The following is a 20362-nucleotide window of genomic DNA, read 5'->3' on the forward strand; positions in this document are numbered from 1 at the left end:
TTATTCTTCCTCCGGTTCCGGCGCTTCCACATCGTGAAGCTCCCCTTCCACATGTGCTACATAAAGAATTCCATCCAGATGTTCAATCTCATGGCAGAAAGCTCTTGCAAGCAGACCTTCTCCTTCCATCTCAAATGGTTTCATATCCTGGTCAAGCGCCCGGATCTTAACTACATTTGGACGAGTGACTGTTCCTGATTTCCCCGGAACACTTAAACAGCCTTCCTCTCCTGTCTGCTCTCCGGATGTTTCAATGATCTCCGGATTCACAAGGACAATCGGGCCTTCTCCGACATCAATAACAACAAGTCGTTTTAAAATACCAACCTGAGGCGCTGCAAGACCTACACCATATGCCTCATACATCGTATCTAACATATCATCGATCAGAATCTTTGTGCGCAGCGTCATCTTGTCTACCGGTTTACAAACTTTTGTTAATACTTCATCTCCGATTTCACGGATTTTTCTAATTGCCATATCCAATTCCTCCCTGTCTGTTGTTTTTATGACTATTGATATTACAAACATACCTCTGCTGTCAGCAGTTAAAAAACTCCCATTGGATTCAGATCAAACTGAATCCGTATTTTTCGGTAACCTTCATTGATCTCAATATATGCTTCTGCCTGATCTTTTACTTCAATCAGCGCGCCTTCCGTCTCACTTTTCACATAAATGATCCGCCGATACACATCATTTACCTTACCGACATAAGGACTGGCCGGCCCAATGATCTCCATGCGTATCTCTTCTTTCTTTTGCTTTTTCAAAAGCATCTGCATATACTCTTTCAAATAACGGCATCCCCGTTCCAGAAGCAATTCATCTTCCGATGACAGCAATACTGCCATCAACTGCTCTGCCGGCGGATACCCCATCAAACTCCGATATTTCATCTCTTCCTTATAAAATTGTTCATAATCCTGCTTTGCTGCATCTACAATACTGTAATGCTCCGGACTATATGTCTGAATCACAACACTTCCTGCCAGTTCTCCCCGGCCTGCCCGGCCTGCTGCCTGCACAAGAAGCTGAAAGGTGCGCTCTCCTGCGCGGTAATCATCGGTGTAAAGCGACATATCTGCCGCCAGAATTCCCACAAGCGTTACTTTCGGAAAATCATGCCCTTTTACGATCATCTGAGTACCGATCAGAATATCTGCCTCCTCATTGGCAAACGCAGATAAAATCTTTTCATGCCCATCCTTTGTTTTTGTTGTATCCATATCCATCCGCAGCACGCGCGCTTCGGGAAATTCCCGCTTCACAAGTTCCTCAATCTGCTGCGTCCCTGCCCGAAAAGCGCCAATATGCACTGAGCCACATTCCGGGCAGGCATGGATCATCTGTGTTTCATAACCACAATAATGGCAGACCAACTTTCCATTTCTGTGTGAAGAAAGCGAAATATCACAGTGAGGACATTTTACTACATATCCACAGGACCTGCAAGCCAGGAAGCCCGCATATCCTCTCCGATTTAAGAAAAGTATACTCTGCTCTCTTCTGCGAAGCCTGTCCTCCATTAATTCATGCAGGCGCTCACTTAAAATTGACCTGTTCCCTTTTCTGAGTTCCTCTCTGAGATCTACAATTTCCGTCTCCGGAAGCTTCTGCCTGGTTGCTCTGTTCTGCAACGTCAGGAGCTTATATTCTCCCTTTTCTGCCCGGTAATAAGATTCCAGCGATGGGGTGGCAGAGCCAAGCACAACACTTGCTCCCTCAAGCGCAGCCCGCGCTTCCGCAGTTTCTCTTGCGTGGTAACGCGGCGTTTGTTCACTCTTATAAGTTCCTTCATGCTCCTCATCGATCACGATCAGTCCCAATGCCGGAAAGGGCGTAAACAGCGCTGACCGCGGTCCGATCATCACATCCAGTTCTCCTTTTTTGGCGCGTTCCATTTGGTCAAACCGCTCTCCTGCCGACATCCTGGAATTCAGAATGGATACTCTCTCTCCAAACTTCCGATAAAACCGCATAACTGTCTGATAGGTCAAAGCAATCTCCGGAATCAGCACAATAGCTTGTTTTCCGTCTTCTACAACTTTCCGGATCATCTCAATATAGACTTCCGTCTTTCCGCTTCCGGTAACCCCATGTACCAGATAAGTTCCCTTAATTCCCGCTTCATAATCCCTGCAAAAACAATGAATTGCATTTTGTTGTTCTTCCGTATAAATCAATGGGACTGTATTTTGTTCCTGCGCTGTTGCCCGGATTGGATTACGAAATTCCTGTTCTGTCTCAATCGTCAGAAGTCCTCTCTCCTTTAGCGCATCAACTACCGTCTTTGTAATATTCAGCTTACGCTTCAGTAATTCATACGCAATAACTTCATCATCCAGAAACGCCGCCATCAGCCTTGCTCTTGCCTGCTGATGCTGCCCCAAAAACTGCTCCAGATACCTTTCTCCTTCTTCTTTTGAAACCGTTCTCCTGACATAGCGTTTTTCTTTCACACGTTCTTTCTTTTTAATCGGAAGCACCGTCTTCAGCGCCTGAATCATCGTCCCTCCGTAATGCTCTTTCATCCAGGCCGCAAGCGCCACCAGACGCGCAGTAATATCTATGCCGTCTTCACAAATTCCGGATATTGATTTTACCTTCTCCGGATCAAATTCACAAATCTTTGAAAATCCAACGATATATCCTCTCGTCTCCTTGTTACCCCGCCCAAAAGGCACAAGAACCTCTGTACCGACTTTAAGCATCCCTTCCAAATCGGAAGGGATGCTGTATTCAAATACTCTATCCAGCTTTTCATGCGTAATGTCCACTATAATTCGGGCGTACATGAATCACTCTCCTCTTCTTTTAAAATCTCAGCGATCAGAACTCTTTCATCCATTGGATATTTTACTCCTCGGATTTCCTGATAATCTTCATGTCCTTTTCCTGCCAGAATAATAATATCTCCCGGCTGTCCGTGGCGGATCGCATAGCGGATCGCTTCTTTCCGGTCACAAATTTCCACATAAATTCCATCTGTTTTTTCAATTCCGATTTTAATATCATCAATAATCGCCTGCGGCTCTTCAAATCTCGGATTATCTGATGTGATAATCGTCAGATCTGCAAGTCGGCCGGATACCTCTCCCATTTCATAGCGCCGCGTCTTAGAACGGTTTCCACCGCATCCAAATACGCAGACAAGACGTTTCGGATTATATTCCTTCAATGTCATCAAAAGGCTCTCAAGACTCATGGCATTGTGCGCATAATCAAGCATCAGTGTAAATTCATCTGATACTTTGACCATCTCTGTGCGTCCTTTTACTTTGGCATACTTCAGCGCTTTCTGGATTACATGTGTCGGTACATTAAAATGTCTGCAGACAGCGATCGCTGTTAAAGAATTGTACACATTGAATTTCCCCGGAATATCAATCTCCACATCAAAATCCATCGTTCCCGCTGCATGATAGGCAATTCCGAGATACCCCGGCTTATGAACCAATTTTGTCTGTTCTGCCCGAAGATCTGCCTCTTCGCTAAATCCAAAGGTTTCAATCTTGCATGTGGCATCCCGGAAAACATCTTTAAAATACGGATCATCCGCATTAGCAATTCCCAGTCTGCACTGCTTGAATAAAAGCCCTTTACATCTTTTATAGTCCTCAAAATCTTTATGTTCATTCGGTCCAATGTGATCTTCCCCAAGATTTGTAAAAATACCGATCTCAAATAGAATTCCGGCGGTACGGTGGAGCATCAGCCCCTGTGAAGATACTTCCATCACAACGCTGTCGCATCCTGCTTCAACCATTTCCCGAAAGTACTGATGAATCGTAAAAGATTCCGGTGTTGTATTCTTTGCCGGAATCACTTTATCTCCGATAATCGCCTCAATCGTTCCGATCAGCCCCACTTTATGGCCAACTTGCTCCAAAATAGATTTCACCATATACGTTGTCGTTGTCTTTCCCTTTGTTCCGGTAATTCCAATGACGCGCAGCTGTTCTGCCGGATATCCAAAGTAAGCTGCCGATGCCAGCGCCAGTGCATATCTCGTATCATCTACCCGAATAACCGTTACTTCCGGCGGAGCAGTCACATCCTTCTCTACAATCAGAGCTATCGCCCCTTTTTCTGTTACCTCCGGAATAAAATCATGGCCATCCACAACTGCGCCGCTGATACAGACAAAGACAGATCCCGGCACGACCTTTCTCGAATCATTTGTCAACTCAGTAATTTCAATGCTGTCGCTTCCCTGCACGACAGAGTATTCTATACGCTCTAATAATCTGCTTAATTTCATATACGATCAGCCTCTTTTTCCTCAAATTTTATATACAGAAATTCTCGAATCCGCAAGCGGAGCAAAGACCTTTCTGCACTCTATTAAGATACCACTGATTTATATGCCGCGTCAAATAAATTCCACCCTTTCCCCTTCTGAAAAAACATATTATAATATAAAGAAAAACTATTTTAATTATTTATCAAAGGAGGAATTTCCATGCAGTCAAATCAGCCCCAATTTCACGGAAGTGACCTGGAAACAATTGCTGCCTATTATCATATTTCCCAGAATGATATCATTAATTACAGCTCCAATGTAAATCCTCTCGGTCTTTCTGAGGCATTTCAGGCAGCCGTGGCACAGCATATTACCTGTGTCTGCAGTTATCCTGACCGAAACTATACCACACTCAAACATGCTATCGCCTCATACTGTCATACCGTTCCTGAACACCTTCTGATCGGAAGCGGTGCAACTGAATTAATTTCACTCTTAATTCAGGGCATCCATCCAAAAAAGGCACTGTTGATTCAACCGACATATTCTGAATACGAACGTGAGATACGGCTTCATCATGGAGAAATTCATTCTTTCTATTTATCCCAGGAAGATGATTTTCGCCCCAATCCTTCCGCATTGATTCGTGCGCTGACGGAAGACTACGATCTCCTCATTTTATGTAATCCAAACAATCCTACCGGAACTCTATGGACACAGGATCAGCTTCGCAGCATACTTGCTCATTGCCAGCGTCACAATATCATGGTGCTGGTTGATGAAACATATATAGAATTTACCGAAAACGAAGAAGAAGTCAATGCAATACAGTTGACTAACGAGTTTGTAAACTTATTTGTAATCAGAGGTGTCTCCAAGTTTTTCTCTGCGCCAGGTCTTCGTCTCGGATATGGTGTAACTTCCAACGAAGAACTGCTGACATATATCTGCCAGTCTCTCAATCCATGGAATGTGCACTCTATTGCTGCCGTATGCGGCAGTGCATTATTTGAAGACCGGACATTTATCAAACAGACACAGACATTCATTGCAAATGAACGCAGACGTGTTCTGCATCTTCTGAAAGAGATTCACAGGCTTCATGTATATCCAATGTCATCTAATTTTGTATTACTGCGCATTCTGGATCCTTCTATTTCTTCAGAAGATACCTTTGAAATGGCGATCCACCGTAATATGATGCTCCGAAACTGCAGTTCCTTTCCGGGGCTCTCCCACAATCATATTCGTTTCTGTCTGCAGATGCCGGAACAAAATGATCTGTTGATTCAATTTTTCCGGGAAACCTTCTCCTAATCCTCAGATCGCTTTTGTCCGGAGTTTGATTTTTTGAGTTCTGAATCCAGAAAAGTTCCGCGCATGACCGCCTGCTCGCCAAAGCGTTTCCGGATTTCATCCAGCGCTTTGTCGAGCTTTTTGTGTTTCTCATCTTTTGGTTTATCATACTGAATATCGAAAATCGAAAGCTGCTCCGGTTCTCCTTCATCTACCAGCTTTGAAGTCCGTACACCGAGAAGACGGATCGGTTCTTTGCTCCAGAGTTCTTCAAAAAGCTCACAGGCTGCCTGATAAATTACTGTATCTGCATTTGTTTCTCTTGAAAGCTGTTTTTGATGAGAAACACTTCTAAAATCATAGTATTTTATTTCAACACTTATCATTCCTGCTTTTTGTTTTGCCTGGCGCAAACGATTTCCGACACTTTCTGATAACGAAAGCAATATTTTTCTTGCCTCTTCCCCTTCTATAATATCTTTCGAAAGCGTTGTCGAATTTCCAATTCCTTTTGCTTCCACCCGCTTCGTCTGCACCGGAGTCAGATCAATGCCATTCGCAAACTCCCATAAAAGTTTTCCATGACTCTTCAAATGAATCTGAAGCAGCTCCGGATCTGCCTGCGCCAATTCTCCAATCGTGCGAATCTCCAGTTTTTCAAGCACATCCACACTGGATTTCCCCGCCATGTATAATTCCCGGATTGGAAGCGGCCACATTTTTTCTTTTATTTCTTCCGGAAATAATGTGTGTACCCGGTTCGGTTTCTGAAAATCAGACGCCATTTTTGCCAAAAGCTTTACCGATGAAATTCCTATATTCACAGTGAAGCCAAACTGTTCATAAATACGATCCTTAATCTCAATTGCCGCTGCCACCGGCGACTGGAAGCGATGTGCGATCCCGGTAAAATCAAGATAACATTCATCTACGCTTACCTGCTCCAGATCCGGTGTATAACTTTTTAAAAACTCCATAAGCGCTTTACTGTAAACCGCATACATCTTATGATCCGGCGGAAACATTAATAGCTGCGGACATTTACGAAGTGCATTCACAACCGGCTCACCCGTATGGATTCCATAGCGCTTCGCCGGAATGGATTTTGCCAGTACAACACCGTGTCTGGACTTCTGATCTCCTCCAATGATAGACGGAACTGTGCGGATATCACATTCTGCTCCCTGCTTTATCTGCTCTACCGCTGTCCAGCTCAAATATGCTGAATTAACATCAATATGAAAAATAATTCCGGGCATACTATCTCTCCTCACTTGCCGCAATTCCCCGAAGCGCCCATTCATAATCCTTAACAAACTGTGCCACCAGATTATATTCCCCTCCGTGAATTGCCCAATCAAAAATCTCCGACCGCAAAAAACGCATAAAATATTCTGCAATCTCTTTCGCCTCGCACTCTCCGCGAAAACTTCCGTCCTGAATCCCTCTCTCTGCCTGCGCACAAAGCGCCTGATAATAAGGACGATGCGGGTCCAATGCAGAAATATTCATTCCTTCCAGCATAACCCGATAATACTCTTTCACAAGAAGCCCGATTTCTTCATCAATCAACTTCAAATATAATCCAAGCAAACTGCGGATACTGTCTCTCGGAGGCTGTTTCTCACACTTTTCTATAAATTCTTTCGTTACATATTGATCAATATGATAATATGCATCCAGAACAAGCGCCTCCTTTGATGGATAATGATGATAGAATGAGCCGCTGGATACTTCTGCTGCTCTGCAAATATCTCTTACTGATACATTTGCATATCCTTTTTCTTTTACGAGTTCAATCACAGTCTCAAGAAGACGTTTTTTTGTTTCTTTTGCGCATTTGTAAGTTCCTCTTGCCACTTAACCATCTCCTCCACTATCGTTCCCATAATTTCTGATGTTATTATACATGGATTTCTGTTGACAATCAATGACCGTGTAGAGTATAATCTCAATTTGTAACACTGTTCTAATTTCATTTTATCAAAATAAGAGCTTTCTTATTTTATTACCAGGAGTGTTTTATGAATCAGACAGAATTATCCAGAATCGCAATCATTACCGATACAAACAGCGGCATCACACAGGCAGAAGCGGCACAGCTTGGAATTTTCCTGCTTCCGATGCCATTTTTTATTCAGGACGAACTTTTTTTAGAAGGGAAAACATTATCTCAGGAAGCTTTCTATGAAGCACAGGATGCCGGAAAAGCTGTTTCTACTTCTCAGCCTTCCCCTGCGGATCTTACAGAACTCTGGGATCATGCATTATCATCACACGACACGATCGTTTACATTCCTATGTCCAGCGGTCTAAGCGGTTCCTGTGCCACCGCGCAGATGCTTGCCAAAGACTATGAAGAAAAAGTTTTTGTCGTAGATAATAAGCGGATTTCCGCCACGCAGCGGCAATCTGTGCTGGACGCACTCACACTTCGCGATGCCGGTTACACCGCAGAGCAGATCAAAAATCGCCTGGAAGAAACAGCTCTTGACGCTAATATCTATCTCACGGTAGAAACTCTTTCCTATCTGAAAAAGGGCGGGCGGATTACTCCTGCAGCCGCTGCACTTGGAAGCGCATTAAACATCCTTCCGGTACTTCAGATTAAAGGCGAGCGTCTCGATGCTTTCCGGAAAGTTCGCGGTCAGAAAAAGGCTTATCACACCATGTTGGAAGCCATTCGAAGCGATCTTACCGAAGAATTTCAGGAAGAGGATGTTCTCATCCAGACAGCTTACTCCGGTTCACCGGAAAAAGGCGCTATCTGGAATCAGATCGTACAGGATGCTTTCCCGGAAAAGCATGTGGAGAATTTCGTTCTCCCTCTGAGCATTGCCTGCCATACAGGTCCGGGTACCGTTGGCGTTACCTGTATGAAGCCGGTAAAACCATAAACTATCACAAAAGGGAAGCGCAGACAAATCATGCCTGTTTCTTCCCTTTTGCTTTTTTATTTCTTTAATTTTTTTGTTTCTTTACTTCTTTATTCGCTTCCGCTTTTACCGGCGCAGTCCTTCTTTCACTCTTGCCTGCAAAGCGCCGTCAACTACATCGAGAAGGATTGTATCCTGACGTCCCACATTTCCTTCCAAAATCAGTTTTGCTGCCAATGTCTCCACATGTTTTTGCAGGAAACGTTTCAACGGTCTTGCACCGTACATTGGTTCATATCCCCCATCTGCCACAAAAGCTTTCGCCTCCGGTGTCAATTCAATCCGAAGTTCCTTATCTTCCAGACGATGATTCAAATCCTCTACAAGAAGATCAATAATTGATTCAATATTATGTTTGCTCAGAGGCTTGAACATGATAATCTCGTCCATACGGTTCAGAAATTCCGGTCGGAAATGAGCTCGCAGCTCATGCATCACAAGTTCCTGACTTTCTTCTTTGATCTCTCCATTCTCCTCAATTCCTTCCAGCAGATAAGAAGAACCAATATTTGATGTCATAATCAGGATTGTATTTTTAAAGTCAACTGTACGTCCCTGTGAATCTGTAATCCGTCCGTCATCCAACACTTGAAGCAGTACGTTAAATACATCCGGATGCGCTTTCTCCACCTCATCAAACAATACAACCGAATACGGTTTTCTCCGGACTGCTTCTGTCAGCTGTCCGCCTTCATCATATCCTACATATCCCGGAGGCGCTCCGATCAGACGGGAAACAGAGTATTTCTCCATATACTCGCTCATGTCAATACGCACCATACTGCTCTCATCATCAAAAAGACTTTCTGCGAGCGCCTTTGCAAGTTCTGTCTTTCCTACGCCCGTTGGTCCTAAGAATAAGAACGAACCAATTGGTTTTGTCGGATCTTTAATACCTGCCTTTGAACGGATGATGGCCTCAGTTACTTTGGTCACTCCTTCCTCCTGTCCAATGACACGTTTATGGAGCTCCTGATCCAGATGAAGTGTCTTACTCCGCTCGCTCTCGTTTAGTTTCGCAACCGGAATCCCTGTCCATCTGGAAATGATTCTTGCAATTTCCTCATCAGTTACGCTTTCATGCACCAGCGACAGATCTTTCTCTTTCATTCGCTGCTCTTCTTCCTCAAGCTGTTTCTGCAGCTGTGGAAGCTTTCCATATTGAAGTTCTGCTGCCTTCTCCAGATCATAAGATCTCTGGGCTTTCTGAATCTCATTATTTACCTGCTCAATTTCTTCACGGATTTTCTGGACACGCTCAACACTGGTCTTCTCATTATCCCACTGTGCTTTCTTTTTCGCAAAATCCTCCCGCATCTCTGCCAGTTCCTGCTGCAGATGTTCCAGCCGCTCCCGACTCAGACGGTCTTCTTCCTTCTTCAATGCTGCCTCTTCAATCTCAAGCTGCATAATTCTCCTTCGCTGCTCATCCAGCTCTGTCGGCATAGAATCCAGCTCTGTCTTAATAAGAGCACATGCCTCATCCACAAGATCGATTGCCTTGTCCGGCAGAAAACGATCGGAAATATAACGGTTCGACAAAGTTGCTGCTGCCACGAGTGCACCGTCTGTAATCTTCACTCCATGGAATACTTCATAGCGTTCCTTCAACCCACGCAAAATCGAAATAGCATCTTCCACACTTGGCTCATCTACCATAACCGGCTGAAATCTTCTCTCCAGCGCGGCATCTTTCTCAATATACTTTCGATACTCGTCCAGTGTCGTTGCACCAATACAATGTAATTCTCCTCTGGCAAGCATCGGCTTCAGCATATTTCCCGCATCCATCGCACCTTCCGTCTTACCTGCTCCTACAATCGTATGAAGCTCATCGATGAAAAGTATGATATTGCCGTTACTGTTCTTTACCTCTTCCAGAACCGCTTTCAGACGCTCCTCAAATTCTCCGCGATACTTTGCTCCTGCCACAAGCGCTCCCATATCAAGCGCAAATACCTTTTTATCTTTCAGCCCTTCCGGCACATCACCTCTCACAATTCTTTGTGCCAGTCCCTCTACTGCTGCCGTCTTACCAACGCCGGGTTCTCCGATAAGCACCGGATTGTTCTTTGTCTTCCGGGAAAGAATCCGGATCACATTGCGGATCTCTGCGTCACGTCCGATTACCGGATCCAGCTTCTGTTCTCTGGCACGTTCCACAAGATCCGTACCATATTTTGCAAGCGAATCATAGGTTGCCTCCGGATTGTCGCTCGTCACTTTTTGATTTCCCCGCACAGTTGAAAGCGCTTGAAGAAATGTCTCCCTCGTAATTCCAAACTCTCGGAAAATTGCTTTTAATTCCCGGTTCGGATATTTCAGCAGTGATAAAAACAGATGTTCTACAGATACATATTCATCCCCCATCTGTTTTGCTTCGTCTTCTGCATGAATCAGAGCTTTATTCAAATCCTGTCCAATAAAAATCTGTCCTCCCTGCACTTTTGTGCGCTTTCGCAGACCTTCCTCAACTCGATTACAAAATAGTGACTCCTGAATCCCCATTTTCTCGATTAATTTGGGAATCAGTCCATCTTCCTGTGTTACTAACGAATAGAGCAGATGCTCTTGCTCCACTTCCTGATTGCCGTATTCATATGCAACCTTCTCGCATCCTTGTACAGCTTGAAGTGAATTCTGAGTAAATTTATTAATATTCATAATCAGTCCCTCCTTCTGTCAGAACTTACTTGTTTTCTTGTTCTACTCGAAATATAACACTTGTTATTAGCAATGTCAAGCATTGAGTGCTAATTTTTTGTAAAGAATTTGTGAAGCCTTGATTTTACGCAATGTCATTAACTTAAAGCAGAAGATATTTATTCTAAAAGAAGAATTAGGAAAACAGAACAGTTGGATAAGGGATTGATTGATTTTGGAATTGTATTCGGAAATATAGATCATGCAAAATATCATTCCATCGTGCTTCCCTGCAAAGATCTTTGGAGTGTTCTAATAAAACAAGATTGTTCTCTAGCTTAAAAACCCATTATCGAGCCAGAAGATTTATGGACACAGCCTTTGATCATATCCACTCAAAAGGATAGCCAGACTGTTTTGACTACATGGATTCAAAAAGAATTCTCATTGTCGCAACATACAATCTTTTATTTAATGCGTCCTTAATGGTTGAAGAAGGGCTGGGATACGCTGTTGGATTAGATAAAATCATCAATATATCAAGAAAAAGTAGTCTATGCATGCCCGCTTTCTCCAAAGCAAGAAGCGGGCATGCATAGCATTTTGAAAAAATATCAGGTATTTTCCAAAGCATCAGAAAAGTTTATCGAGAAGCTAAAACAATGTTAAGCATTTATAGACTTTTTACCACTATGATTTGTCTTAAAGTTTTTCAGCAAAAAATGCAATTGTTTCATCTACAATCTTATTAACATAATCCATATTCTGATTCTCAAAGAATCCATAACCATGATCTGCACCTTCTAATGTAAATAATTCAGATTCCAATTTTGCAGATATACTTTTGCATGTTTCCGGAGTTACAAGTACATCGTTCGTGCCTGAGAATACAATAGAGTCCACTTTTTTTGTAGCATTCTTCATAATCTCATTGGAAGAACGTACATCTTCTAAAAATTCCTGTCCAAGTTCTAGTTTTTGTCCAAAGAATTCTACGATGATCTTATCACCTTCCTTTCTGCTGCCCATAATTTCTGCAAAATCCATTGCTTCCTGTGCCCCCGGAGCAATCAATGCCATAGCTTTATATGGGTTACATTCCTTATCTGTAACCATAATCGCAAGTCTTCCACCCATACTGTACCCTAAAATTCCTAATCGTTCTTTATCAATAGACTCTGTAGAAAGCACATAGTTTAGCACAGCATTAGAATCAGAAATGTTATGAGTCAAGCTGAATTCTGAGAACGGTACAACCGATGCTCCGCATCCCGAAAAATCAAAACGTACTGCTGCAATTCCATGTTCTGCCAACGCTCTTGAAATTGACACAAATCCAATTCCTTCTTCTTTGCTTCCGGCAAATCCATGATTCATTACAACTAAAGGATAGTTTCCTTCTTCTTCCGGCAAAGTAATAACTCCATTAATTTCTCTTCCTTCATTGACAAATGTAAATACTTTTTCTTTCATATTCATTTTCTCCTTTTCTATTTTTTGTATGATTTTTTATTTAAAGTCAAAATCAGAATCGATATGATCAGCAGGACAGCATATACTAAGAAAATATTACTGTAAAGTGCACCTTCTTTTGCAACCAATCCAAGATTTTTCGTAAAAGAAGGCATACTCATCATTTTTCCTGTGATTGCAATAAATAGCGATGGTCCGATTCCGGTCATCAGGTTAAAAAAGCCAATTCCAACGCCCAACTGATTCATTTCTAATGTGCCGGTTACCAATTTCATAAACGGAGCATATGTAAAGGCAAATGAAGCTGTGTATAATACTGCAGAAAGTCCAATCATAAATACTCCTTTGTCTACTAACAGTGCGGCAATAACAGATGAACAAATTGCACAAGTTATTGAAAGTGATAAGGTTTTAAAGCTTCCTAATTTTTCAACAATTTTACCGCTATTGGCCCCTACCAATACCGATGCAATGAATGTCGGAAACATTAAAAGCGATACTTTTGCTAATTCCATTTCATACATTCCCTGTGCCATAAATGGAAAAACAAAGCCAAATGCAGATTGCAGGCCAAATACTACTAATGCCAACAGATTAAGAACTACAAATTTTTTATTTTTAAAAAAGTTGATACTGATAAAAGCTTTCTCATTCTTTGATATGTAAACAAAAAATAATACCAATAACGCTGCCGCAATGATTAATATCACAATGCTACTGATTGAGAAAAACAGTGAAATAAATAATGTGAACAGTCCTAATAATGCCAATCCCACAATGTCTAATTTTTCATCTGACTTTCCATTCTCATCCGGCACATATTTCTTTATATACGGAATTGTTAATAACGATAAAAATGGAAGCGCAAATATCACTCTCCATCCAATATATGTCGAGATAAATCCTCCGGCAAGGATACCTACAGCCCCTGAAATTCCAACACACGCCGTATTGTAGCCATAATATTTTGAATGTTTTTCTTCTGACAGATATTTAGTTGCTGTCACGATCATTAAGCCTGAACCACATGTTCCACCGCATACCATTACAGCCACAGCAGCTACAAATACATAAAAATGAACATAAGATCCTACGATTGCCAAAACAGCTCCCACATTAAACAACAAGATTCCTGTCAAAGTTAGCTTCCTGATACTGATATTATCTGATAGGGTAGAATAAATTACAGAAGCTATTCCCATAACTAACAGACCAATCATCGCCAACATTGAAACAACAGAATATTCAAGATTAAAGTCTACCATTAATTGCGGCGAAATAATATTGAATGCTCCTAGGATAGATGCAGATGTGATGAAAATCATCATATACATCGGCATTGCTTTTACAACATTTTCTTCATACTTTTTCATTTTCTTTTCCTTTCTTGTATATGTTGTTGTATATATTATACATGTTATTGTATACTGTCAAAGCATTTATGTCAATATAACAAAAAAATCTGTTTAAAAAAAATAAATCTGTTGCATTTGCACTATTTTACATAGTGTTTGCAACAGATTCTTATAAAGAACTATTTTTTCAAAGCATTGATTTTGATATTCACATTTTCAATCGGAATATGATATTTGTTTAAGCAGATCACCCGTCCTTTGCAATCCAACATTTTTTCGATAACTAATACAAATAATTTTGATTCCATATCGAATCCATTATCAATTAAGTTTTCCTCATCTTCCATTATTTTAATTTCGAATTTTATTGCTTTTGCATAATTATATATATCATGCGTAATCAATTTTACCGCTTGCTCTGAATCTATCAAATCATATTCAGAGATAAACTCCAAATCCATCGGTATTACAGAAAAGCAATGTGCGCAACATTTTTCATTTGAGAAGAAAAATAAGTTACTGCCGCATACAACCATTATTTTCCGTTCAAAAACGCTATCACTATAATAATTCGACATACCTAATTGTGGGTTACATATAATTTTATCAACGTTCTGCACACCACACTTTTCTAAGACATTCCCCATCTGCTCTAAGCCTGTTACCGAAACTACAGCTTGCTTACGTATAAAGTTCCCAACTCCTTTTTTTGATTCAATAACACCATCCTCCTGAAGTAAAAGAAGCGATTGCCTTAGCGTCATGCGGCTCACCCCCATCTGTTCCGCCAAAACATTTTCATTCGGGAGTTTATGGTCTTCATCATATAAACCTTCCTTAATGTTCTTCAAAATCTTATTATAAACCTCAATATATCGAGGCAAATTATTACTTGAACGATTATTTTCCATATACATTCCTCTTTTAATTAGTTGTTTTCACATACATTCTTGACGGCTCCGGCTCGCCGTCCCCCTGCAGCATCCAGTCATACCGTTCCAGGAACTCTTTTGTGAACTCCCTGCCGATCTGGCAAACCCACGCATAAATATTTTTCTCCAACTGCTTGAATGTTACACCGTTTTCCTTTATCATTGAATTCATCATACAGACTCCTTATGTTTTTTCTCGTCAATTAAACAATAAGATAAATCTGTATGATTGAGAAGAGGTTTCGATCTCTTCCCTTTATTTTTGCCAATGATAATTATACTCTAAGATCTTATTGAACAGCTCTAACAGTGCATCTTCCACATCAAATCAATGGAATGTCATTCATTACCTTTTTCTTCCTCCTGATACCCTCTGACACCAATCTGCCGAAATCTCTCACGAATCACTTTCTCATATCCAAGTTCGCCCAGAATATAAAACCGTTCGCCCTTCACTTCATCCGGCAGATACTGCTGTTCGACATAGTGATTCGGATAATCATGTGCATATTTGTAACCGATTCCATGCCCCAGATTCTCATGTCCCCGATAGTGTGCATCCTGCAAATGCGCCGGAACAGTTGTTTTATGCTGTTTTACACAATCCATTGCCGCCGCAATGGCATTTACCGCTGCATTGCTTTTTGGAGCACATGCCACATAACTCGCCGCCTGAGATAAGATAATCTGCGACTCCGGCATTCCGATCCGCTCTACCGCCTGTGCCGCTGATACTGCCACTGTCAGCGCCATTGGATCTGCATTTCCCACATCTTCCGATGCACAGATCATGATTCTTCTCGCTATAAACTTCACATCTTCGCCTGCATAAAGCATCTTCGCCAGATAGAACACAGCTGCATCCGGATCAGATCCTCTCATACTTTTGATAAATGCAGATACCGTATCATAATGGTTATCTCCATTTTTGTCGTAACGCACAACTCTTCTCTGAACACACTCGGATAAGACTTCTAATGTAATATGAATCTTATCATCGCTGCTGCGGTCTGTTGTCAGTACCGCAAGCTCGACTGCGTTTAAAGCCATACGGGCATCCCCACCTACAATATCTGCCAGAAATTCTTCTGCCTCTTCATCAATCTCCGCGCGGTAACTTCCCATGCCTTTTTCTTTGTCATATACAGCACGATGGATCAGCTTTTTAATATCTTCTGCTGAAAGTGCGTGAAGTTCGAAAATGTTTGACCGGGAGATTAACGCGCTGTTTACTTCAAAATAAGGATTCTCCGTCGTTGCACCAATCAAAATAATCGTTCCATCTTCTACAAACGGGAGTAAATAATCCTGCTGCCCTTTATTAAAACGATGAATCTCATCTACAAACAGAATGGTCTTGCGCTGATACATTCCCCGAATATTCTGCGCTGCTTTTACGACCTCCTCCATATCTTTCTTTCCTGCCACAGTTGCATTAATCTGTTTAAATTCTGCACTTGTCGTATTGGCAATTACTTTTGCAAGGGTTGTCTTTCCTGTCCCCGGAGGACCGTAGAAAATAATAGAGCTCAGTTTATCTGCCTTAATTGCCCGATAAAGCAGTTTTCCCTTCCCGATAATATGTTGTTGTCCTACTACTTCTTCAAGTGTTGTCGGACGAAGCCGCGATGCAAGCGGCGATTCCTTTTCCTTTGTATTTTCTCTTACATAATCAAATAAATCCATCTTTATCCCTCTTCTATTCCTGCCAGCCGTCGAATCACCTCTCCTGCCAGAAGGAGTCCTGCGACTGGCGGCACAAATGAAACACTCCCCGGCAAAGCCCTTCTCATTCCGGTATGTTCGCCGGTGCTCTTACCCTGTATGTTGATTGGCGCTTCTTTTGAATATACAACTTGCAAATGCCGGATTCCTCTGGCTTTTAGTTCTCTCCTCATTACTTTGCAGAGAGGACAGACACTCGTCTTACTGATATCAGCAATTTCAAAAAGTTCCGGATGCAGTTTATTCCCGGTTCCCATACTGCTGATGATCTTAATGTTACGAGCTTGTGCAAATTCTGCCAGCGCCAGCTTTGCCGTAACTGTATCAATCGCATCAATGATATAATCGACCGGTCGGTCAAATACCTGTTCCAGATTTTCCGGAAGCACAAACAGTTCATGTGTAAACACTTCCGTTTCCGGAGAAATATCTTTAATTCTTTCTCGCATGACTTCTGTCTTATATTTTCCGATGGTACTGTGATACGCAATAGACTGGCGATTAATATTCGTCAACGAAACCCTGTCATTATCTACAAGGATCAGCGTTCCGACTCCACCTCTTGCCAAAGCTTCAATACAATGAGCTCCTACCCCTCCAACACCAAATACGATTACTGCTGCTTCTTTCAGGCGTCTCATTCCTTCTTGTCCGAGCAACAATTCTGCTCTGGAAAATTCATTTATCATATGTCTCTCCATTTATCTTTCTATTTTGCTATTCAAAAATGAATTGGTCCGGAAGCACAAATTCAAATCCCTCTTCCTGCAAATGATCGATGATCTGAAACGCAGCTTCCACAGAACTCTGATAGCAATCATGTAATAAAATGATAGCACCATCTTTTGCCTTCGTCACTACTTTATTAACAATTTCATCTACATTTTCTGTATTCCAGTCCAACGGATCAATATTCCATAAAACAGGAATCTCATTCAGTTTTTCTTCCAGATCTTTTTTTCGAATTCCAAACGGAGGACGGATGAACTGTGGAATCTCTCCTGTCACACTTGAAATCGCTTCATTCGTCATAGCAATTTCCTTCATAGCAGTCTCTTCCGGGATTTTTTCAAGATCCACATGATGAAATGTATGATTTCCAATCAGATGTCCTTCCTCATATTCTCTTTTCACAAGTTCCGGATAAGCTGCTGCATTTTTCCCAATCAGAAAAAATGCAGCTTTCACATCTCGCTCTTTCAGCCCATCAAGGAGCTGTTCTGTATATCTTGGATGGGGACCGTCATCAAACGTAATTGCGATTCTCGGCTTTTCTTCCGAAATTTCATTCCCATCCACCTTTTCTGTTTTCATCAGATCCCATTCAAGGCAGGCTGAGACCATTTTTACTTCCTCCTTCTCCGCTGTCGCTGCTTCCTTCTGCTCCATATGCGGAAGGAGGATACAAAGCAAAAGGAAAACTAATTTTCCTACTATTAATATCTTTCTTTTGACGTACACATTTTTCTTTTCTTTCATTATATACTGCTCCGAATGCTACATCTCTATATGCTATGTACCCTCTTTCTTCTTTATGAAATGTTCCACAAACTTCTAAACGCAAATTCTTCATAATACAATACAAAAATCCATTTAAAGTAGTTGCTTATTTTCTTATAATTATGTTATCATAATAAATTGGTATTTTGAAAGGAGGAAAATCATGTCAGAACAAAAACAACAAAACAAAATGGGCGTGATGCCAATCCCAAAGCTATTGATCACCATGTCTCTTCCAATGATTTTATCTATGCTCGTTCAGGCATTGTATAATGTTGTGGACAGTATTTTCGTTGCAAAATTAAACGAAGCTGCTCTTACAGCAGTATCGCTTGCCTTTCCGGTCCAGAACCTGATGATTGCCATCGCTGTCGGAACCGGTGTCGGAATCAATGCACTGCTGTCCAGATATCTTGGTGAGCATCGCTATGACAACGCCAATGACGTTGCCAGAAATGGAATTTTTATTTCTATCATCAGTGGACTGGTATTCACAGTCATCGGTGTTTCCGGAGCAGGCACGTTCTTCCGTGCCCAGACATCCGATCCTGAAATCATCCGCTACGGCACTCAATATATGCAGATTGTAACATTTTTTGCAATTGCGATTTTCATGCAGATTGCCGGCGAACGCCTCATGCAGTCTACCGGCAAAACATTCTACAATATGGTTACGCAGGGACTTGGAGCTATCATTAACATCATTTTAGATCCAATCCTTATCTTCGGACTTTTCGGACTTCCACGTCTGGAAGTAGCCGGAGCTGCCATTGCTACTGTTATCGGGCAAATCGTTGCTGTTTCGTTGTCACTTTATCTGAATTGTAAGAAAAACACGGAAATCAATATTAATATGCGGCATTTCCGCCCATGTGGAAAGACAATTAAAGCAATCTATGAAATCGGTGTGCCTTCTATTATTATGCAATCCATTGGATCTTTTATGACGTTCGGAATGAACAACATTCTTTTAATGTTTTCTTCTACCGCAGCAGCCGTATTTGGCGTTTACTTTAAATTGCAAAGTTTCGTATTCATGCCAATCTTCGGGCTAAATAATGGTCTGATCCCGATTATCGCTTACAACTACGGCGCAAAGGAACCTAAAAGAATCACTCATGTCATCCGGCTAAGCATCTACATCGCAACCGGCATTATGCTCGTTGGATTCGTTCTTTTCCAGACAATCCCGGCAACCTTCATGGCAATGTTCGATGCTTCAGATCATATGATGGAAATCGGTGTTCCGGCGCTTCGGATCATCAGTCTCAGCTTCTTATTTGCCGGTTACTCCATTATCTGCAGTTCGGTCTACCAGGCGCTTGGCAACGGTGTCTACAGCCTCATTGTGTCTGCTGCCAGACAGCTCTTCATCATCCTTCCCGCTGCATATATTTTCGGTAAACTTTTTGGTTTACAAATGGTTTGGTGGGCATTCCCTCTGGCAGAAATCATTTCCGTGATTCTATGTACAATCTTATTAAGAAAGATTTATATACATACAGTAAAACCACTAATGGAATAAAACTCTAAGCTTCTGCAAAATTCAATAGTTTTGAAAAATAAAACCAGATAGCGCTGTCATAATGCGGTATGACAGACGTTATCTGGTTTTTCTTATAAAACTCTATTATTTTTTTTCTTTTTCTGTGTACGTTTTTTTACCGGCTTTTTTACACTGTAACCAAAAGTTCCAATCTTCTTCCCAAGAGACAGATACTCTCCATGAGAATACGCCATCAATCCGGTATCATTCAGACAGAATTTTCCTTTCTCATTCATATATTCCTCACTAACCTGAACAGATACTACTTCAGCAAGAAACATATGATGTGTGCCAAGCTCTTTCACTTCCGTTACCTTACATTCAATATTTACCGGACACTCCTCTATAATAGGCGCAAATACAAGCTCATTCGCTTTTCCCTTTGTCAGGTGTGTTTCTTTCCACTTATCCACATCTCTTCCAGACCGCACACCACAATAATCTGTTGCCTTCGCCAACTGCTCTGTTGTAAGATTTACTACAAATTCTCCGCTCTCCCGAATCATATGATAAGAATATCGTTCCGGTCTCACAGAGATATACAGCATCGCCGGATCAGAACAAATTGTTCCGGTCCATGCCACTGTAATGATATTGGTATTTCCATTTTGATCCCCAACACTTACCATTACCGCCGGAAGCGGATACAACATATTGCCGGGACGCCATGTCTGTTTCTTCATTCTCATTTCTCCTGTTATCAAATTCTA

Annotated in this window: 17 protein-coding genes; 3 read left to right on the forward strand and 14 right to left on the reverse strand. The window is 41.6% G+C overall.

Annotated features, from left to right (window positions below; genetic code table 11):
• The 3 genes from def to KFE17_06365 form a co-directional block, all read right to left on the reverse strand.
• Nucleotides 1-480 (reverse strand): peptide deformylase, encoded by a 480-nt coding sequence (gene def, locus KFE17_06355; protein QUO33345.1) that lies wholly within the window; start codon nucleotides 478-480, stop codon nucleotides 1-3.
• 68 nt (nucleotides 481-548) lie between these two features.
• Nucleotides 549-2798, reverse strand: coding sequence for a primosomal protein N' (gene priA, locus KFE17_06360; protein QUO33346.1), 2250 nt, complete (start codon nucleotides 2796-2798; stop codon nucleotides 549-551).
• Nucleotides 2780-4264: a UDP-N-acetylmuramoyl-L-alanyl-D-glutamate--2,6-diaminopimelate ligase gene (locus KFE17_06365; GenBank protein QUO33347.1), complete on the reverse strand. Its 1485-nt coding sequence runs from the start codon at nucleotides 4262-4264 to the stop codon at nucleotides 2780-2782. The genes priA and KFE17_06365 overlap by 19 nt, the downstream gene beginning before the upstream one ends.
• A 201-nt stretch (nucleotides 4265-4465) precedes the next feature.
• Between KFE17_06365 and KFE17_06370 the strand changes: the two genes are divergently transcribed.
• Nucleotides 4466-5563, forward strand: a complete 1098-nt coding sequence (locus KFE17_06370; GenBank protein QUO33348.1) for an aminotransferase class I/II-fold pyridoxal phosphate-dependent enzyme — start codon at nucleotides 4466-4468, stop codon at nucleotides 5561-5563.
• Here the strand turns inward: KFE17_06370 and KFE17_06375 are convergent.
• On the reverse strand, nucleotides 5560-6801 hold the full coding sequence (locus KFE17_06375; protein ID QUO33349.1) for a DNA polymerase IV: 1242 nt from the start codon (nucleotides 6799-6801) through the stop codon (nucleotides 5560-5562). The two genes, KFE17_06370 and KFE17_06375, sit on opposite strands and share 4 nt — an antisense overlap.
• Nucleotide 6802: 1 nt before the next feature.
• On the reverse strand, nucleotides 6803-7402 hold the full coding sequence (locus KFE17_06380; GenBank protein QUO33350.1) for a TetR/AcrR family transcriptional regulator: 600 nt from the start codon (nucleotides 7400-7402) through the stop codon (nucleotides 6803-6805).
• A gap of 164 nt (nucleotides 7403-7566) precedes the next feature.
• Between KFE17_06380 and KFE17_06385 the strand changes: the two genes are divergently transcribed.
• On the forward strand, nucleotides 7567-8439 hold the full coding sequence (locus KFE17_06385) for a DegV family protein (GenBank protein QUO33351.1): 873 nt from the start codon (nucleotides 7567-7569) through the stop codon (nucleotides 8437-8439).
• A 105-nt stretch (nucleotides 8440-8544) separates the two neighbouring features.
• On the opposite strand, the gene clpB is transcribed toward KFE17_06385, so the two are convergent.
• The 8 genes from clpB to KFE17_06425 all read right to left on the reverse strand — a co-directional run bounded on the left by clpB (nucleotide 8545) and on the right by KFE17_06425 (nucleotide 17995).
• Nucleotides 8545-11142, reverse strand: coding sequence for an ATP-dependent chaperone ClpB (gene clpB / locus KFE17_06390; protein QUO33352.1), 2598 nt, complete (start codon nucleotides 11140-11142; stop codon nucleotides 8545-8547).
• A 681-nt stretch (nucleotides 11143-11823) separates the two neighbouring features.
• On the reverse strand, nucleotides 11824-12594 hold the full coding sequence (locus tag KFE17_06395) for an alpha/beta fold hydrolase (GenBank protein QUO33353.1): 771 nt from the start codon (nucleotides 12592-12594) through the stop codon (nucleotides 11824-11826).
• Between the two features lie 17 nt (nucleotides 12595-12611).
• Complete coding sequence (locus KFE17_06400; GenBank protein QUO33354.1) at nucleotides 12612-13967, reverse strand: MFS transporter; 1356 nt, start codon at nucleotides 13965-13967, stop codon at nucleotides 12612-12614.
• A 161-nt stretch (nucleotides 13968-14128) separates the two neighbouring features.
• Nucleotides 14129-14860, reverse strand: a complete 732-nt coding sequence (locus KFE17_06405; protein ID QUO33355.1) for a GntR family transcriptional regulator — start codon at nucleotides 14858-14860, stop codon at nucleotides 14129-14131.
• 13 nt (nucleotides 14861-14873) lie between these two features.
• Nucleotides 14874-15056 carry a hypothetical protein gene (locus tag KFE17_06410; GenBank protein QUO33752.1) on the reverse strand — a complete coding sequence of 61 codons (183 nt, stop codon included), beginning with the start codon at nucleotides 15054-15056 and terminating at the stop codon, nucleotides 14874-14876.
• A 164-nt stretch (nucleotides 15057-15220) separates the two neighbouring features.
• A complete protein-coding gene (locus tag KFE17_06415; protein QUO33356.1) occupies nucleotides 15221-16567 on the reverse strand; it encodes a replication-associated recombination protein A in 1347 nt (448 codons plus the stop codon).
• Nucleotides 16568-16569: 2 nt separating this feature from the next.
• Nucleotides 16570-17295: a tRNA threonylcarbamoyladenosine dehydratase gene (locus KFE17_06420; protein ID QUO33357.1), complete on the reverse strand. Its 726-nt coding sequence runs from the start codon at nucleotides 17293-17295 to the stop codon at nucleotides 16570-16572.
• Nucleotides 17296-17323: 28 nt separating this feature from the next.
• Nucleotides 17324-17995, reverse strand: a complete 672-nt coding sequence (locus tag KFE17_06425; protein QUO33649.1) for a polysaccharide deacetylase family protein — start codon at nucleotides 17993-17995, stop codon at nucleotides 17324-17326.
• 274 nt (nucleotides 17996-18269) lie between these two features.
• On the opposite strand from KFE17_06425, the gene KFE17_06430 reads away from it, so the two are divergent.
• Nucleotides 18270-19631 carry an MATE family efflux transporter gene (locus KFE17_06430; GenBank protein ID QUO33358.1) on the forward strand — a complete coding sequence of 454 codons (1362 nt, stop codon included), beginning with the start codon at nucleotides 18270-18272 and terminating at the stop codon, nucleotides 19629-19631.
• A gap of 92 nt (nucleotides 19632-19723) precedes the next feature.
• On the opposite strand, the gene KFE17_06435 is transcribed toward KFE17_06430, so the two are convergent.
• Nucleotides 19724-20335 carry a flavin reductase family protein gene (locus KFE17_06435; GenBank protein QUO33359.1) on the reverse strand — a complete coding sequence of 204 codons (612 nt, stop codon included), beginning with the start codon at nucleotides 20333-20335 and terminating at the stop codon, nucleotides 19724-19726.
• Nucleotides 20336-20362 lie beyond the last annotated feature (27 nt).

It is taken from the genome of Faecalicatena sp. Marseille-Q4148 (genome assembly GCA_018228665.1).
Classification (GTDB): Bacteria; Bacillota; Clostridia; order Lachnospirales; family Lachnospiraceae; genus UBA9414.

What these genes read in the sequence shown, in the direction of transcription:
- def (QUO33345.1), bottom strand. Translation starts at nt 480, where the DNA reads ATGGCAATTAGAAAAATCCGTGAAATCGGAGATGAAGTATTAACAAAA.
- priA (QUO33346.1), bottom strand. Translation starts at nt 2,798, where the DNA reads ATGTACGCCCGAATTATAGTGGACATTACGCATGAAAAGCTGGATAGA.
- KFE17_06365 (QUO33347.1), bottom strand. Translation starts at nt 4,264, where the DNA reads ATGAAATTAAGCAGATTATTAGAGCGTATAGAATACTCTGTCGTGCAG.
- KFE17_06370 (QUO33348.1), top strand. Translation starts at nt 4,466, where the DNA reads ATGCAGTCAAATCAGCCCCAATTTCACGGAAGTGACCTGGAAACAATT.
- KFE17_06375 (QUO33349.1), bottom strand. Translation starts at nt 6,801, where the DNA reads ATGCCCGGAATTATTTTTCATATTGATGTTAATTCAGCATATTTGAGC.
- KFE17_06385 (QUO33351.1), top strand. Translation starts at nt 7,567, where the DNA reads ATGAATCAGACAGAATTATCCAGAATCGCAATCATTACCGATACAAAC.
- clpB (QUO33352.1), bottom strand. Translation starts at nt 11,142, where the DNA reads ATGAATATTAATAAATTTACTCAGAATTCACTTCAAGCTGTACAAGGA.
- KFE17_06395 (QUO33353.1), bottom strand. Translation starts at nt 12,594, where the DNA reads ATGAAAGAAAAAGTATTTACATTTGTCAATGAAGGAAGAGAAATTAAT.
- KFE17_06400 (QUO33354.1), bottom strand. Translation starts at nt 13,967, where the DNA reads ATGAAAAAGTATGAAGAAAATGTTGTAAAAGCAATGCCGATGTATATG.
- KFE17_06405 (QUO33355.1), bottom strand. Translation starts at nt 14,860, where the DNA reads ATGGAAAATAATCGTTCAAGTAATAATTTGCCTCGATATATTGAGGTT.
- KFE17_06410 (QUO33752.1), bottom strand. Translation starts at nt 15,056, where the DNA reads ATGATGAATTCAATGATAAAGGAAAACGGTGTAACATTCAAGCAGTTG.
- KFE17_06415 (QUO33356.1), bottom strand. Translation starts at nt 16,567, where the DNA reads ATGGATTTATTTGATTATGTAAGAGAAAATACAAAGGAAAAGGAATCG.
- KFE17_06420 (QUO33357.1), bottom strand. Translation starts at nt 17,295, where the DNA reads ATGATAAATGAATTTTCCAGAGCAGAATTGTTGCTCGGACAAGAAGGA.
- KFE17_06425 (QUO33649.1), bottom strand. Translation starts at nt 17,995, where the DNA reads ATGGAGCAGAAGGAAGCAGCGACAGCGGAGAAGGAGGAAGTAAAAATG.
- KFE17_06430 (QUO33358.1), top strand. Translation starts at nt 18,270, where the DNA reads ATGTCAGAACAAAAACAACAAAACAAAATGGGCGTGATGCCAATCCCA.
- KFE17_06435 (QUO33359.1), bottom strand. Translation starts at nt 20,335, where the DNA reads ATGAAGAAACAGACATGGCGTCCCGGCAATATGTTGTATCCGCTTCCG.